Origin of the sequence: Sphingomonas aliaeris, assembly GCF_016743815.1 — a bacterium.
Lineage (GTDB): Bacteria > Pseudomonadota > Alphaproteobacteria > Sphingomonadales > Sphingomonadaceae > Sphingomonas > Sphingomonas aliaeris.
The window spans coordinates 42,668-56,246 of record NZ_CP061037.1 but is presented as its reverse complement, the minus strand read 5'-3'; the positions used below and the strand labels follow the sequence as shown (position 1 = coordinate 56,246).

At 63.9% G+C, this 13,579-nt stretch carries 17 protein-coding genes and 1 pseudogene; 5 read left to right on the top strand and 13 right to left on the bottom strand.

What is annotated here, in order from left to right; genetic code table 11:
* From H5J25_RS20005 to H5J25_RS19950, 13 genes and pseudogenes are all read right to left on the bottom strand, one after another.
* Entirely contained in the window at positions 1–678 is a 678-nt protein-coding gene (locus H5J25_RS20005; protein WP_147084335.1) for a virB8 family protein, read from the bottom strand.
* Between the two features lie 16 nt (positions 679–694).
* Entirely contained in the window at positions 695–1,063 is a 369-nt protein-coding gene (locus H5J25_RS20000) for a hypothetical protein (RefSeq protein ID WP_202096735.1), read from the bottom strand.
* Positions 1,064–1,124: 61 nt separating this feature from the next.
* A complete protein-coding gene (locus H5J25_RS19995; protein ID WP_225883614.1) occupies positions 1,125–2,183 on the bottom strand; it encodes a type IV secretion system protein in 1,059 nt (352 codons plus the stop codon).
* 47 nt (positions 2,184–2,230) lie between these two features.
* Positions 2,231–2,500, bottom strand: a complete 270-nt coding sequence (locus H5J25_RS19990) for a hypothetical protein (RefSeq protein ID WP_202096734.1) — start codon at positions 2,498–2,500, stop codon at positions 2,231–2,233.
* A gap of 2 nt (positions 2,501–2,502) precedes the next feature.
* Positions 2,503–2,880, bottom strand: coding sequence for a type IV secretion system protein (locus H5J25_RS21250; RefSeq protein ID WP_263973998.1), 378 nt, complete (start codon positions 2,878–2,880; stop codon positions 2,503–2,505).
* The gene (locus tag H5J25_RS21245; RefSeq protein ID WP_263973996.1) at positions 2,822–3,223 is read right to left on the bottom strand and encodes a type IV secretion system protein; all 402 of its coding nucleotides are present in this window, start codon (positions 3,221–3,223) and stop codon (positions 2,822–2,824) included. The genes H5J25_RS21250 and H5J25_RS21245 overlap by 59 nt, the downstream gene beginning before the upstream one ends.
* 1 nt (position 3,224) lies before the next feature.
* Positions 3,225–5,592: pseudogene (locus H5J25_RS19980) on the bottom strand (VirB4 family type IV secretion/conjugal transfer ATPase).
* Complete coding sequence (locus tag H5J25_RS19975; RefSeq protein ID WP_318781377.1) at positions 5,585–5,881, bottom strand: type IV secretion system protein VirB3; 297 nt, start codon at positions 5,879–5,881, stop codon at positions 5,585–5,587. The pseudogene H5J25_RS19980 and the gene H5J25_RS19975 overlap by 8 nt, the downstream one beginning before the upstream one ends.
* Positions 5,882–5,918: 37 nt before the next feature.
* Positions 5,919–6,245, bottom strand: coding sequence for a TrbC/VirB2 family protein (locus H5J25_RS19970; RefSeq protein WP_147084330.1), 327 nt, complete (start codon positions 6,243–6,245; stop codon positions 5,919–5,921).
* A gap of 15 nt (positions 6,246–6,260) precedes the next feature.
* On the bottom strand, positions 6,261–7,568 hold the full coding sequence (locus tag H5J25_RS19965; protein ID WP_202096733.1) for an LPD7 domain-containing protein: 1,308 nt from the start codon (positions 7,566–7,568) through the stop codon (positions 6,261–6,263).
* Positions 7,565–8,164: a lytic transglycosylase domain-containing protein gene (locus H5J25_RS19960; RefSeq protein WP_202096732.1), complete on the bottom strand. Its 600-nt coding sequence runs from the start codon at positions 8,162–8,164 to the stop codon at positions 7,565–7,567. The genes H5J25_RS19965 and H5J25_RS19960 overlap by 4 nt, the downstream gene beginning before the upstream one ends.
* Positions 8,161–8,514 (bottom strand): hypothetical protein, encoded by a 354-nt coding sequence (locus H5J25_RS19955; RefSeq protein ID WP_202096731.1) that lies wholly within the window; start codon positions 8,512–8,514, stop codon positions 8,161–8,163. Before H5J25_RS19955 ends, H5J25_RS19960 begins: the two co-directional genes overlap by 4 nt.
* Positions 8,511–9,266 carry a muramidase gene (locus H5J25_RS19950; RefSeq protein WP_225883613.1) on the bottom strand — a complete coding sequence of 252 codons (756 nt, stop codon included), beginning with the start codon at positions 9,264–9,266 and terminating at the stop codon, positions 8,511–8,513. The genes H5J25_RS19955 and H5J25_RS19950 overlap by 4 nt, the downstream gene beginning before the upstream one ends.
* Before the next feature lie 522 nt (positions 9,267–9,788).
* Between H5J25_RS19950 and H5J25_RS19945 the strand changes: the two genes are divergently transcribed.
* The 5 genes from H5J25_RS19945 to H5J25_RS19925 all read left to right on the top strand — a co-directional run bounded on the left by H5J25_RS19945 (position 9,789) and on the right by H5J25_RS19925 (position 13,381).
* Complete coding sequence (locus tag H5J25_RS19945) at positions 9,789–10,307, top strand: hypothetical protein (protein ID WP_225883612.1); 519 nt, start codon at positions 9,789–9,791, stop codon at positions 10,305–10,307.
* 3 nt (positions 10,308–10,310) lie between these two features.
* Positions 10,311–10,634 (top strand): single-stranded DNA-binding protein, encoded by a 324-nt coding sequence (locus H5J25_RS19940; RefSeq protein ID WP_202096729.1) that lies wholly within the window; start codon positions 10,311–10,313, stop codon positions 10,632–10,634.
* 219 nt (positions 10,635–10,853) lie between these two features.
* Positions 10,854–11,297: a hypothetical protein gene (locus tag H5J25_RS19935; RefSeq protein WP_202096728.1), complete on the top strand. Its 444-nt coding sequence runs from the start codon at positions 10,854–10,856 to the stop codon at positions 11,295–11,297.
* A 225-nt stretch (positions 11,298–11,522) separates the two neighbouring features.
* Complete coding sequence (locus H5J25_RS19930) at positions 11,523–12,455, top strand: DUF7146 domain-containing protein (RefSeq protein ID WP_225883611.1); 933 nt, start codon at positions 11,523–11,525, stop codon at positions 12,453–12,455.
* Between the two features lie 164 nt (positions 12,456–12,619).
* Positions 12,620–13,381: an ImuA family protein gene (locus tag H5J25_RS19925; RefSeq protein WP_202096727.1), complete on the top strand. Its 762-nt coding sequence runs from the start codon at positions 12,620–12,622 to the stop codon at positions 13,379–13,381.
* The last annotated feature ends 198 nt before the right edge of the window (positions 13,382–13,579 follow it).

Genomic DNA, 13,579 nt, shown 5'->3' with positions numbered 1-13,579 from the left:
TCAGGCCTCCGGGTCCGAGCGGTAGTTGACGACCTGGAAGCCGAGCGGATTGAGGTTGCGGTCCTTCTCGTGCTCTGGGGCCGTGGTATATCTGAAGGTCAGAATCGCATTCCAGTTCTGCGCAACTGGAGCGCTCTGTCCGAAGGTGATGATCTTCGTGAAGCGGACCTGCGCGACGGTCGGGCTCAAGAAGCTGATCGTCCTGATGGCGATCGAGACGAAGCCCTTACCGCCGTAGATGTTGGAAGGGGCGTTCCTGTTGCTTGACTGCACGTTGCCAAGATACCGGCTCGCTTCGGCCTGATCGCTCATCAGCATGACGGCATAGGCGTTCTCGCGGGCGGCATCGTTCAGCCAGCCTTCGCGCAACCGGACATATTGTGAGATGAAGTACCGATTGACGGCGTCGTCGTAGGTGCGTGGCTGCGGGCCCTTGAGGGCCGTCACGATCTCCGTCTCGCCCGAGGTTTTGTCTACCCGTATGACGTAGGGCTGTACGGTCTTCAGCGGCGTGAGCATCGCGACGGCAGCAACCGAGGCGACGGCGAGCGCGCAGGCCCCGCCCGCCACGATCCAGGCGAGTCGCTTCGACTGGATAGCGTCACGCATCCGGTCGTACTCCCACGTCCTTGCCGTCTCGAGGTACGTCGCCTTGTCCTCCGCTTTCACGCGCGCCATCGCCGCATTTCCTTCATCAGCATGAGTAGGACAGCTCGCTTTCCACCTGCGACGTTTGCGGTGCCGGCTGTATCGAGCGGCGGTCCACGCTCGGCGCGGGCACCACCGCCGAGCCCGATCCCGGATCAATCGATGACGGCGATGGCGACGGCACGGAGGACGGTGCCGGTACCACGTCTGGAGCCGGCGCCCGTTCGGGTGCGGCCATTGACCGGTTACCGCCCTGCGATGCTGGGAGCGGGACAGGGAGCGTTGGGAGGATCGTGCCGTACAGGTTCGCCGGGCGCCGGTGCTTGCCGTCGCACACGACGGGCTTGCTGATCCGGGTTCCGGCACAGCCGGCGAGCGCGAGCGATCCGAACGCGACGATCGTCAGTGTTTTCATATGATCTCCGTTCGTGTGATCCGCGCCGCGCGCATGGTTGAGGTTGTGCCCGCGAGAATCGCTAAGTCCCTCGGCTGATCGACCCACCGGCCCGCGTCTCCGCTGCAGCAGGCGGGCGCGCCTGTACCGCCCGCCGGAACATCAGGCGGTTCGTCAGCATGTTCGCACCCGTCATCAAGAAGCCGTGGCCACCCGAGGCAGCGCCACCCGCGATACCCCCGGAAATCGAAGGCGACTGGAAGAAGAAGATCGTCCCGACGATGTAGATCGCCGCGCAGGAGATGGTGGCGACCACCATCACGCCCGCGCTCAGCGTCAGGTAGGTGTTCTCCATCGTCACGAAGGCAGTACCGTCTCCGATCGAGCCGAGGATGCCGTCCATCGCTGCCTCCTGCAGGCCGGTGATGAACTTGGTCATGATCGCCATGACGACCATCAGGAGAATGTAGTTGGCCGTCTGCTTGAGCCAGCCGTCGAACAGCCATCTCGACGAATTGAACAGCAGACATGCGAGCGCGAGCGGCGCGAGCGCGACGCAGATCGATACCGCGAGCTTGGCGAAGATGACGATGCAGAACCCGACGGACGCGGAAAGGAAGGCGAAAACGTACAGGATGGCAATGCAGAGATAGGTAATGAGCGAGCAGGTCAGCTGGATAAGCGGAGTACGGAAATCGGTAATCCCGCGGGAGGCCTGCGCCTGGACCTTGGTGTTCGCATCCACCATCCGCTGGCCCAGCTTGCCCGTGTCGGACACGTAGGTGTCGAAGGTAGTGCCCGGGTTGGTCACCGGTGTGCCGGACCCTGCAGCGATGATCTCGCTCGGCAGATTGGTGGCCACGTTGACGACGAAGGTCGTGTAGCCAACCGCACTGGCCGCGGCGAGCGCGAACCCGACCTTGCCCGCCTGGAACACGAGTTCGCGAAGTGGCGCCTGGATCGCGCCACGAAGAACCGCAAAGCCGAGGAGCAGAAAGTAGATGGTCGCGGCAAGGGCAAGCGGCGCCGCCACGAAGCTGACGAGCCCCGACCCGAAGGTCGCTACAGCGCCCGCAATCGCCGTCTCGACATAGCCATACATCGTCGTGAACAGCATCATGATGTTGGGCGCAGCGGCCATGCTTGGATCTCGAGCCCTTGGAGGTGCTTAGACGACGGAAAATGACGTCACTTCCGAACTGTGTTCGCCTTGAAGAAGTCCGACTCCTTCTTGCCCGCGCTCATCTGCGCGACCGAGATCGTCGCCTCCTGCGTGGTCGAGCAGCGATCGCTCTTCTCCGCAGGCGCGAGCTGGCTAAATTCGCCGGTGTCGCACTTCCCCTGCCACTCGCTGAGGAGCGCCCGGTCGGCGATCAGCTGCTGTGCAGTCGGGACCGCAACCTCTCTCTGGCAGCCGCACATCATGATGAGCACGCCCAAGGTCATCAGCTTGCGCATCGTCATCTCCGGATGGTGTTGGCTTGAAAGAAGGCGGATTCATTGCGGCCGGCCGACACTTGGGCGGCGCTGGCGGCCATGCTTGCCTCACTGGCCTGGGCCATCTGCATCGCCTGCATCTTGATCAGGTCGTTCTGGAGCTGTGCCTGTTCGGCTTGAAGCCGGGCTTGCAGATCCAGCACATCTTTGGGGTCTCTTGCGCTATCGAGCTGCGCGCGAAGCTGATCGATCCCTTGCATCCGCGTCTGCGCGACGCGGAGGGTGTTCTCGCCGAACGCGGCGGTCGCCGCAGCCGGCCCGGTAGAGTCCCGCAGCGCCTGGCTATACGCGGCGTCCGCGTCCGACGAGCCCGTCGGCCTTAGCCCGTAACGCGACTGGATGTTGGCTGCGATGGTCCCGAGCGATCCCTATGCGGGTCAGGTCGCCACCCACGAGGGTCGCGGCGTCGATGGTCTCGTCGGGGAGGATGTTCCGGATCTGCGGTTGAAGCAGGGACGTTGCTACGCGGTTGATGTCGGTCAGCTTCTGTAGCGAGTTGAGCGCAGTCGTTGCGGTCCGGATCTGCTGCTCTCCCTGTTGGATCATGGTGGCGGTATGCTGGACGGTCGCGAGCGCTTGCAGATAGCTGGAGGAGTCAAACACCGGGATGCCCTGCGCCGCAGCCGGCGAGGCGAAAGCAGCGATCGGAGCCGCGGCCATCATGAGGGTATATTTGAATGTCATGTCAGCTTCTCCGCTGGTTGGCATAGAAGGCGGGCAGCCACGCCGTCGGATTGCTGCCAGCGATGGCGATGGCTTCTTCCATCGCAACGAGCGTCTCCTCGCGGCCGGAAAGGACCTTGAGCTCATTGGGCATTCCGCCGAGGTCGAGCTTGGCGACGATCGATGTCTGGCCCTGTTTGACGAGAAAGCAGCGGCTCTCCGGAGTCAGGTCCTCGCGGATCAGCCGATACTCCGCGTCGGTGAGCCCCAGGCCATCGCAATAATCCGACCGCTTCGCGTCGGCGTTGGGGAGGAGGATCTTGGTGGCGGTCTGCTCGATGATCGAATGCGCGATCGGGGAGCGCAGTGCATCGGCCGGCGATTGGGTGCCAAACACCATGAAGGCATTTCGCTTGCGGAAGGTTTTTAGCCCATCCTGTGCAAAGGCCCGGAAGGCGTCGTCCTGAAGCGCCTTCCAGAACTCGTCGATGTCGACCACTACCCGCTGGCCGTCGAGCAGCTCGTCGACGCGGTGGAAAAGATACAGCATCGCCGGTGTGCGGATTTCCGGGTTCTCGAGGAACTGGGTCATGTCGAAGCCGACGAACCGCGCCGCCATCGAGACCTCGTCCTCCGGTCCGTCGAAGGCCCAGCCCAGCGCGCCGCCCTGGCACCACCGTTCGAGACGCGCTCCGATGCCTTCGGCGTCGGCATAGCCGAGCATCTCACGCAATGCGCCGAATGAACGGGCGTGTGCTGGCAGACGCATCACCGCATCGATGCCTTCGTCGATCAGGCGTTCTTCTGACACGGAAAGAGGTCGGCTCTCGCGCCGCACGAGCACTCGGATGAACTGGCGAAGAAAGGCGATATTGTAGGCGTTCGGGGCAAGCCCTTTTAGCGGCGCGAACCCGGTCGGTTGCCCGTTGCGAAGCGTCAGATAGGTGCCACCGCAAGCCCTGACGAAGATCTCGGCGCCGCGATCCTTGTCGAAGAAGACCTGCTTGGCGCCGGTCTTCTCCAGTTGCGCCTGAAGGAAGTTCTGGAGGACGGTCTTTCCGCTCCCGGTCGGTCCGATGATGAGCGTGTGGCCGATGTCGGCACGGTGGAAGTTGAACCAGAAGGACGAGCCTGCGCGCGTCTTGAGCAGCGTGACTGCATCGCCCCAGTGGTTGCCGTTCTTCCGTCCAGCGGGAAACGTATAGAAAGGGCTGAGCGCCGCGAAATTGCGGCTGTTGAGAACGGCCGGCCTTGCCCGCATCCGAAAGTTGCCCGGAAGCTGCGCCCAAAAGGCTGCCTCCAGCGCGACGTCTTCGCGCGCCATCACCATGCCCGTGTCCGCAGCGGCCGATCGGGCGATGGAGAGGCGATCGAGGAGACGCTTCGGATCGTCGTCGATGACCGAGATCGAAAGATGGTGTTCCCCCATGACAAAGCGGTTCGCCATCAGCTCGTCCTGCCCATCGAGCAGTTCCAGCGCCTGACTGACTCCGGCATCGTCCGAGGACGTCATCTGCCGGTATTTTTTTCGAGAAGCGTTCGCTGGCGACAGACTTCACGAGCGGTGCGAAGCTCTGAGTCAGCACGAACGGGAAGTCGAGCTTGAGTAGGCTGTTGAACTGCCCGGTTCGCGTGCTGGCAACGTACTCGCGCACCCCGAACATGCCGACGAAATGCGATTTGTGAGGAAGGCGGATTTCGGCCGCTTCGCGCCCGAAGACTATCCGCGACTGGTAGAGAGCCTGCCCGAGACGTCCGTCCACCAGCGGGATGCGGACACGGTCGCCGGTGAGGATAAAGTGCAGCACTTCCATCGGCTTCGAGAACAGGATGCCGTCGTGCTCGTACAGCGACAGCCGCTCGGGAGCAGCGTCGACCAGCAGTGATTCGAAATCTCGGCACTTGTCCGCCATGATGGCCATGGCTCGGTCGTCGGTCTCGCCACTCGGGCGGCGCGCGCCGAACCACCGCGTTACCTGATCGCCGGCCATGTTCGACGGGCGCACGATGATCGTGACGTAGAATTCGTTATGGTAGAGGACCGTCTCCCGCAGCTTGTCCGCGTAATGGATCTGAAGCGTCCGCGCGAAGTCGGAGTGGAGGTCACCGCCGAGGTTCGGATCCGTCTCGGTACGGACGAGATGCGTCCACAATGCCACGCGGTCGTCCCCGATCGACCGCCACGCAATGTTCAGCTTGTTGTGCCAGGTATTGAGGTCGGTGGTGTCACTGGTTTCGAACGGCCGTCCCTCGACACGATACATTCGCATGAGCGACCCGTCCTCGAGTGCGATCAGCGTGTCGTCGATGTGCCGCGTATAGGGGATGAACTTGATGTCATCGGCTTCCCTGAGCGCAATCGCCTTATGCTTCAGCGCGGGGTCAGTCATTGCCGAACCGCTTCCGCTTCACGCCTTTGCCGAGGCGTACGGGCGAATAGCTCCCACCACCCCAGAACTTGCGGTTTCGCGATACAAAGACCGTCTGAAACCATAAGCCCCACAACCGGAAAGCATTGTAGTCGTAGTGAACGACCATTCGCGCCGGGAAGTACAGAGCGCCGAACAGCGCCAGCGGGTAGAAGGGATTGTGCATGATTCCCCAGAGAACCATGCAGATCATGATGATCGGCAGGACGGCTTCGAGCGGAAGCCCCATGAAAACGGACGGTCTGGTCATGGCCAGGAAGACCTTGTCTTCTGCCAGCTTCTCGGCCTCAGCCACCCGTGCTCATCCAGCCGACGATCGTCGTCGCCGAAAAGATGATGCCGATACCGATCAGCACCGTGACGGCGCGGCCCCAATCCATTCGGCCGGTCAGCTTGGCATAGCCGACGGCCATGACGGCGATCACCCCGACAACCGACGCGATCGTCACCATCCAGTCCTTGATGGTGTTGAGGCCACTCTGAATCGCTGTGCCGCTGCTCTGTGCGAGCGCGGGTTGCGCGATCGCGACGAGCGCCAACATGCCGGCGATGCCGACTAGCTGGCGAGCACGCTGATCCGACATCATCCTGCCGGCCGTCGGTGTGAAATGCATACGAACCTCCATGGTCTATCGCTCAAGATCGGGACGGGTCTGGATCGGCTCGATCTGCCGAACGGGTGTTGGCTCACGCACGGAGACATCGAGGCCGCGCCGCAGCGCGTCTGAGATCATGTGCCGGCTTTCCAGATTTGCGGAGGCCATGCTCATCGCGTCACCCTCGAACACCTCGCCGATATGCTGCTCCATCACGCGCTGTGCCTGCATCGCACCGGCAAGGCGGGGGTCGGTTCCGGCGCTTCCTTCCGTCCCGTGCAGGAAGAGTTCGGCGAGTTCGTCGCTTTCGCGTCGGCGCAGCACCGCCGAGCTTGCGTCCGGGTCGGTAACCGTCCCGGGCTGCTCGGGTTGGAGCCGATCATCCGACTTAGCGGGCCTGTCGGGCTTCTCTGCGGGGCCCCTATCGGCGACAAGCGTGGCGATCGCCGTCTGGGGCGCGTCCGTGTCCCGCGTCAATGTGTCGCGACGAGAGCCGGAGCGCGCGAGAGAAACCGCGGTCGCGACCTCCGTATCCCACTTCTCCGCCCGCCCCAGCTCCCGCAGGGCCTCGGGTTCGTAGCCGGCCCGTCCGAACGCCTCCACCACCGCCGGGCTTGCCAATGCGCGGTCGAGCGCGACGCCGAGTGCACTTCCATTCTCGTCGATCCGCTCGTGCTGCACCTCACGGACGAGGGCGTCGGTCGCACCCGGCATGGCGTCGTGGAGGGCCGTTCGATCCGCGGTGAGCGCGCTGATCTTGAGCAAAAGCCGGCTGTCGGCATCTCCCAAGCCGACGTCCTCCGAAGGGATCCATCTCTTCTCAGCGGCCTCTGCAAGCGGAGCCACCGCTTGGACGGCCGTACCGGGCGATCGCTTCATCTCATCGGGCGCCGGCGTCGCAGGCGTCAGATCGCGTCTCGCGATGTCCTCCCGACGCGCAGTCGCGGACTTCTCCTGCTCGATGAACGACGGCTCGTATCCGTTGACCTCGAGGCCGGATCGGGTAGCCGCCGCCCAGACCGCCTTGCGAAAATCCGGCGAGCCATCGACGTCGATCCGGTCCCAGCCGTTGAACTGCGCGATCTTGACCAACGCCTGGATCGTCTCCGCATCCTCGGCGCGCGCGACGATGCGGCGGGCCTTGCCTCCATCGGTGATCTCGATGAATGGTGCGTCGCGTTGTCCGGGCCGGAAGAGACCGAAGCGCTGCTGGCCGTCCGGCGCGTCGACAGCGCGGACTTCGTAGCGATCCGCGATGTCGGGAGGGATTGCGAACTCGGCCGACGGGCGTTGCTGCTCGACCTCGGGCTGCCCGCGCGAGACGCTGTTCTCGGTGCTCACTTGAACACCTCGATCTCGCTCGCGTCGACCTGACCCACGACCCAGTCGTCGGATCGGGACATAGGCTTTGCAGCCACGGCCGTCGTAGCAATCCGCAGCGGTGCAACCGGCAAGGCAGGGGCAGCCGGGATCGACCCCAATGAAAGGGCCTTGGACCAAACGCGGCCCACGTAACCGTTCCGCATCCCGCGCGTCATCGTGCCCGTGTTGTAGAGCGAGTAGGTCGCTGAGATTGCGTCGAGCCCGTCATAGTAGCGGCTCGCAGCGTCGAAGTTGGCTTGTAGGACGCTGGAAGCGAGACTGATGTTGGTGCACGGGTCGAACGCCTGCTCGACCGTCACACCTAGACGAGAGAGATTGGCCGAGTTGATCTGCGCAAGGCCGATGTCGACGGTATATCCGGCCGCCATGTAGCGCCGCACGATGGCTGCGCCCTCTGTGCTCGACCGAGCACGGACCCGCGGACCCTTGTTCACATTGATCTGCAGAGGATCGCCGCCGCTTTCCGTCAGGACCAGGGGAACGACCGCCTCAGTTGCGACCGCAGGTGCGCACGCTTTCGCCAACGCGACGATGGCGGGCACGTCGTAGATCACTGTGGGAGCACCGTCTGGGTCCGCGTGTCGAGCGCGTAGCGTGACGCCGAGCCATCTGCTTGCGTGATCGTCAGGTCATAGCCGTGCTTGACCGACCTCGTGCGGATGCCAACGCCGGTGCAGGTCGGGAACGAGCCGCCTAGGGCAAGGACGTTCCATAACTTCGTGATTGGAGGCACGCACGCGGCATAGGTTGTGGGCGATCCCGGCGTAGCGAGACACAGGATCACCTGGCATCCCCAATCTGATGCGTACGCAGGCTGCGGAACCGCGAGTGCCAACACGCCTGCGATCGGGAACCCGAGAGCGCCCGCCACTCCCGCGAGCTTCCTCAAAGCCTGTCGGATCATGAACCACCTCGCTGGTTTGCGCGCCATTCGGCCGCTGCGAAGACGTCCCACTGCGGAGGCGCCGTTGCAGCGGTCTGAAAGCCCGGCCCTGCCGTAAGAGCTGGTGCCGCGCCCTCCTCGAGCACGCGAGCGGCACCGGGCCCGGCACCGGCGACATTGATCATCCAATCCTCATCGTCCTCGACCTGGCGAGGCTGATCGATGACCTGCCCCGGACGAGCGAATGCGAGGTGCCAGTGGTTTGAATGGCCGCGGTCGCCCGGCCCGAGGAGTTCGATGACCTGGAAGCCGCTCGCTTCCATCACTGACCTGAGCTGCGCACGGGTGATCGAGCCGACGCCGGCCGCAGGCACGAAGTCGATCGCTTGGCCGAACTTGTGCCAGCTATAGCGAGCACCGTAGCTCGCGTTCATGGGCCGGATCGTATTGGTGATGCGGGCATCGAAGGTCCGACGCAGCAAAGCGCTGACGCTCGAGACCGTGGCGCCGCCGTTATCGACGATGCGGTCACTCGCTTCGCCGGTGTGCGCCAGCGCGCACGGGTTGAAAACCGATGCCGGAGTGATCGCGAAGGTCGAGAAATCCCGACCGTTGATGCGAAGCGGACCGGCCTCGAAGTCAGCGCCGAGCGCGAGCAGGTCGCGGACCGTTGCCTCCGCCTCGGCTTGGTTGGCGGGCGCCCGGGTAAGGACCGCACCCGTACGAACTTCGATCGCAAACGGCTCCGGCGCTCCGGCTGCGTTTAGCCCCATCGCACAGAGTTGTATCGCCTTCGCTGCAATACTCGCCGGAAGCACTGATGATGTCCCGCCATTGACCACTCGGAACGGACAGCCAAGAAACGAAATGGGCATCCATATTAACAGCTTAGGTAATGGCGGACGTGGCAACAATGTCTATCTTGGAGTGGATTAAAGGGGGATCTGGAGCGGATGAAGTCTTGCCTTGCCCTAGGTCGCTTCGCCATTCTATGCCGCTCAATAATTGGATGAAGGCGATCCTGCTTCAAAGCCGAAGACGACACGTCATGACGAGGTCGAGACCGTGCGAGCCATGTTCCGTGAGTTCGAGGTGACCATACCGGAAAATCGCAGATGAGGTTCCGTGCGCTATTAGGCGGGCTTTTCTTCATCGTGGCGGTCGCACACTGGCATGGATCATTAGCCTTTCGGAGCGTTGCGACAGGTCCGAATGGCCAATCCTGCCCAAGCGCGAGCGACGCTCGGTTCTGCGCCGCGGTAATCGGCCTCGCTGCAGCCTTTCGCGACCCCATTTTGCAGCCGAACCACGGCAACATCCTCCCGCCGCCGCAGACACCGGGAGCAATCGATCCCGCTATTACACAGGCGACGATTGATACGACCGTTTGTCGCCCTGGCTATGCCGGCAGGGCCCGGCCAGCGCTCGGGATCTCTGCTCCGTTCAAGCGGCGCCTGATGAATCTTCAATATCCCGGGCAGCGCATGGCCGACTACGAACTCGACCATCTAATCCCGATCTCCATCGGCGGCGCGCCCTTCGACAGGCGCAATCTCTGGCTTCAGCCCCGCCGGGGGCGGGCCAATGCCGCCGACAAGAACAAGCTCGCCTACGTCTTGTGGCGATTGGTGTGCGAACACCGCCTACCGCTGCGGACCGCACAGCAGGCGATAAGCCGTGACTGGACGCAGGCCTATGCCACCTATGCGACGCGCGAGAACGTGGCGCGGTACCATTTCCGCTCCCACGAAACCCTATCCGATCCGTCGCGCGTCGCATCTGCCGACGATTTCGACTTCCAGAAAAAGGAGTGATCGATGCCACAGAATATCGCCGAATTCCGTATCATCGGGAGGATCGGGAAAATCACGACCCGTGAGCGGGTGACCTATGTCAGCGTCGCCGCCAACTACAATCGTCGAGATGGAGACGATTGGAAGAAAGACACTTATTGGAACAGTGTCGTCTGCTTCTCGAATGTAGCGCAGCAGACCGAAGCGGCAGCGAAAGGAGACCTGGTGCACGTCACCGGCCGCGTCCGGGAGCGCAGCCATGGTGAAGCCAATGACGTCTCGTACCGCACGGAGCTGATCGCCGACACGTTTTCGGTGCTCGCGAAGAGCGACGGCGAGGAAAGTTGACCATGACCGTGAGCGGCTTTCGGAACCGTATAGGTACCGTCTCCCCGCTATCGCTACCGCATGCCGTTCTGGCGGACCAAATCGCCCACTTCAGCGGCGCGCTCTCCGCGAGCGGCGTGAAGCCCGCATTTGTTGCGGACAGCCGAATAATGATCTCATCCTCATCATACAGGCAACTTTCTCCTTTCGTTCCGATGTCGGATGACTCAGAGTCTCCTCATGCCGATCCGTCCGGAACATCGTTGGCTATATCCGATCGATTGGCCCGAGATCAGCAGGATCGTCCGCTTCAAGCGTGCGGGCGGGCGTTGCGAGCACTGCCAGCGACCTCATGGCCGTCGCGTCGCGCAGCTCGCTGGCACGGCAGGGGTGTGGTGGGACGCCGAGATTCGCGCCTGGCGCGACGGTACCGGTCGGCGGCTCCGACAGCCACCCTCGTTCGTTCCGCTCGATGCGATCCGCATGACCCGCAGACCCGTCTATCTCGCTACCGCTCACCTCAACCACGACCCGACGTTCAGCGGACCGCGATGGCGCAACCTCGCTGCGCTGTGCCCCCGGTGCCATATGATCCACGACGCTCCGGAACATCGTCGACGTCGATGGTGGAATGCCTTTCGTCGGCGTGCGCTGGGCGACCTTTTTACCGGCCGCTACACCTAACGTCGCTTCGACTGTGGCCGCTTCCGAAATGCGCGCACCGCCCGTTCGTGCTTTCGAGTAGTTTGTGTTCCAACCAGTGGAGTCGGGGGAGGGCGGACCGCAACGGCGCCCTCGTTCTTCAGCAGGGCACCAGCAACCATCTTGTTTCCTCGTGTCTCGTCAGCCTGCGCTCGGCAGGAGAGGGGAGGTTGCCGTCTGGATGTTTGGTACTGTCCGGAGGCTCCATTGCTCGATTTCCACCAAACCCACGGAACAATGGCGATGGCGCGACTTCCGCTTGATGCCTCGTCTCGCGCTCAGGCCATCGTCGAGCAGCTCGGCGGGGTGTGGCACGGAACGCGCGGCGAGTGCCGCTGTCCCGCACATGATGATTCAACACCGAGCCTCTCCGTCCGGCTCGGCGATACGGCGATCCTCTTCCACTGTTTCGCTGGCTGTACGCCCATCGAGGTCATGAAGGCCCTTCAGCGCAAACGGCTTCACGATCGCAGCGCCGTCGTGATGCCGACAGACAAGCCCAAGCGTGACATGGGGGCGTTGGCTGTTCGCCTGTGGCGAGCAAGCCGGCCGATCGGCGGCACGCTTGCCGAGGAGTACCTTAGGGCTCGGGGGCTTTCGCCGCCCTTTTCGAAGGCCTTGCGCTTCAACCCGGAAACCATCTTGGGCGCCGGCAGCGCCAGACGGGTCATGCCCGCGCTTATCGCGGCTGTCGAAAGCGATCTCGGCATCGTCGCTGTCCAGCGAACCTTTCTCCACCCGACAAACGTGCTGCAGAAGCCGATCCCCAAGCCAAAGGCCGCCTTGGGTCCGCTCGGGGTAGCTGCGATCCGACTGGCTCCGGCGACGGATGAACTCGGTCTTGCGGAGGGTGTCGAGGACGCGCTTTCGGCGATGGCGTGGTTCGGTACACCGACATGGGCGCTCGGCGGCGTTGAGCGGCTTGCCTTCGTTGCGATCCCTGAAAAGGTGCGGCGTGTCATCGTCTACGGTGATCGAGGCCGAGCCGCGGAGCGACTGCTGGAGAAAGCGCGTGAACACCTGACCGCGAACGGTCGCGAGCTCGTCAGCCGGGTGCCGGAAAACCAAGACGACTGGAACGATGCGTGGCGAGCACGTCTGCGGCTCGCAAGCAATCCGACGATGGAGATGCGGAATTGAAGCAACAGGCGCCCGCCTAGACCAGCGCTCCGCTGTAACCGTTCGCTCCGCTCGGACACATTGGCAATCTTCAGCGACGACTTGCTGCGCCAGAGTCCGTTTGCGACTTGACCAATCAGACTCAACGCTGGAACATAAAGGGAACAGCCCGAGTCTAGATTACCATGCCTGCCGCTATCCAACATCTACCCGCGACCATAGCTCAGCTGCGGACGATCGCGACGCCGATCACCGATTACCGCGTCCTGCCGTTCGGCATCGAGCAGCTCGATCAGCGACTCGGGGGAGGGGGGCTTCGGGCAGGTGCATTGCACGAGGCGACGGCGCTCAGCGCTTCGCTGGCCGACGACGCGGCGGTGACGCTCTTCCTGGCCGGCATCGCCGCGCGGGAGGCGGCGGCCCTGGGAGGACCCGTGCTGTGGGCGAGCTGTCGCACCGATCTTTATGCGCCTGGACTGGCGCAAGCGGGACTGCCGGCGGCGAACGTTCTCCACGCGCAACCCCATGACGACGCGGCGCTGCTCGCCGTCGTCGAGGATGCGGTGCGCGATGGCACGCCCTCGGCCATCGTCGCGGAGGTCGGCAAGGTGTCGATGGTCGCCACCAGGCGGCTGCAGCTCGTGGCTGCCGATGCCGATATGCCGGTGCTGCTGCTTCGACGCAGGCGATCTCGGGAGCGTGATCCGCTGGATGAGCCGTCCGCGGCGTGGACGCGCTGGCGGGTCGGCAGCGCACCGTCGGCAGGGCTCGGCGTCGCGGGCGTCGGACGGTCGCGCTGGCTTGTCGAACTCGCCCGTCAGCGCGGGGGCGAACCTTTTTCCCTGATCGTGGAGGGTAGCGATGGGACGGGTCGTCTCGCTGTTCCTGCCGCACTTGGCCGTCGAGCGGTTGAGACGGCAGGAACGGTCCGCGTCGCGGCAGCCTGACCGCGCGCCGCTCGAACTCCCCGTCGACGACGATCCGGGCGCATGCTCCGTCCCGCGCGGCGGCGGCTGGCGGCCGGGCGCGCGTTGGGCGCGCAGCATGCCGACCCGTTCCGACGTGGAAGCCGACATCGCGGCGCTACCCACGCACGCGCGGCCGCCGATGCGCGAGCTAGGGGCGCCGCTCCGAAGCCGCGGACC

Coding starts and splice junctions, on each gene's coding strand:
- H5J25_RS19970 (WP_147084330.1), bottom strand. CDS start 6,245: ATGCATTTCACACCGACGGCCGGCAGGATGATGTCGGATCAGCGTGCT.
- H5J25_RS19990 (WP_202096734.1), bottom strand. CDS start 2,500: ATGCGCAAGCTGATGACCTTGGGCGTGCTCATCATGATGTGCGGCTGC.
- H5J25_RS19935 (WP_202096728.1), top strand. CDS start 10,854: ATGCCGATCCGTCCGGAACATCGTTGGCTATATCCGATCGATTGGCCC.
- H5J25_RS20005 (WP_147084335.1), bottom strand. CDS start 678: ATGGCGCGCGTGAAAGCGGAGGACAAGGCGACGTACCTCGAGACGGCA.
- H5J25_RS20000 (WP_202096735.1), bottom strand. CDS start 1,063: ATGAAAACACTGACGATCGTCGCGTTCGGATCGCTCGCGCTCGCCGGC.
- H5J25_RS19975 (WP_318781377.1), bottom strand. CDS start 5,881: ATGACCAGACCGTCCGTTTTCATGGGGCTTCCGCTCGAAGCCGTCCTG.
- H5J25_RS19925 (WP_202096727.1), top strand. CDS start 12,620: ATGCCTGCCGCTATCCAACATCTACCCGCGACCATAGCTCAGCTGCGG.
- H5J25_RS19995 (WP_225883614.1), bottom strand. CDS start 2,183: ATGGCCGCTGCGCCCAACATCATGATGCTGTTCACGACGATGTATGGC.
- H5J25_RS19940 (WP_202096729.1), top strand. CDS start 10,311: ATGCCACAGAATATCGCCGAATTCCGTATCATCGGGAGGATCGGGAAA.
- H5J25_RS21245 (WP_263973996.1), bottom strand. CDS start 3,223: ATGACATTCAAATATACCCTCATGATGGCCGCGGCTCCGATCGCTGCT.
- H5J25_RS19950 (WP_225883613.1), bottom strand. CDS start 9,266: ATGGGGCTAAACGCAGCCGGAGCGCCGGAGCCGTTTGCGATCGAAGTT.
- H5J25_RS19955 (WP_202096731.1), bottom strand. CDS start 8,514: ATGATCCGACAGGCTTTGAGGAAGCTCGCGGGAGTGGCGGGCGCTCTC.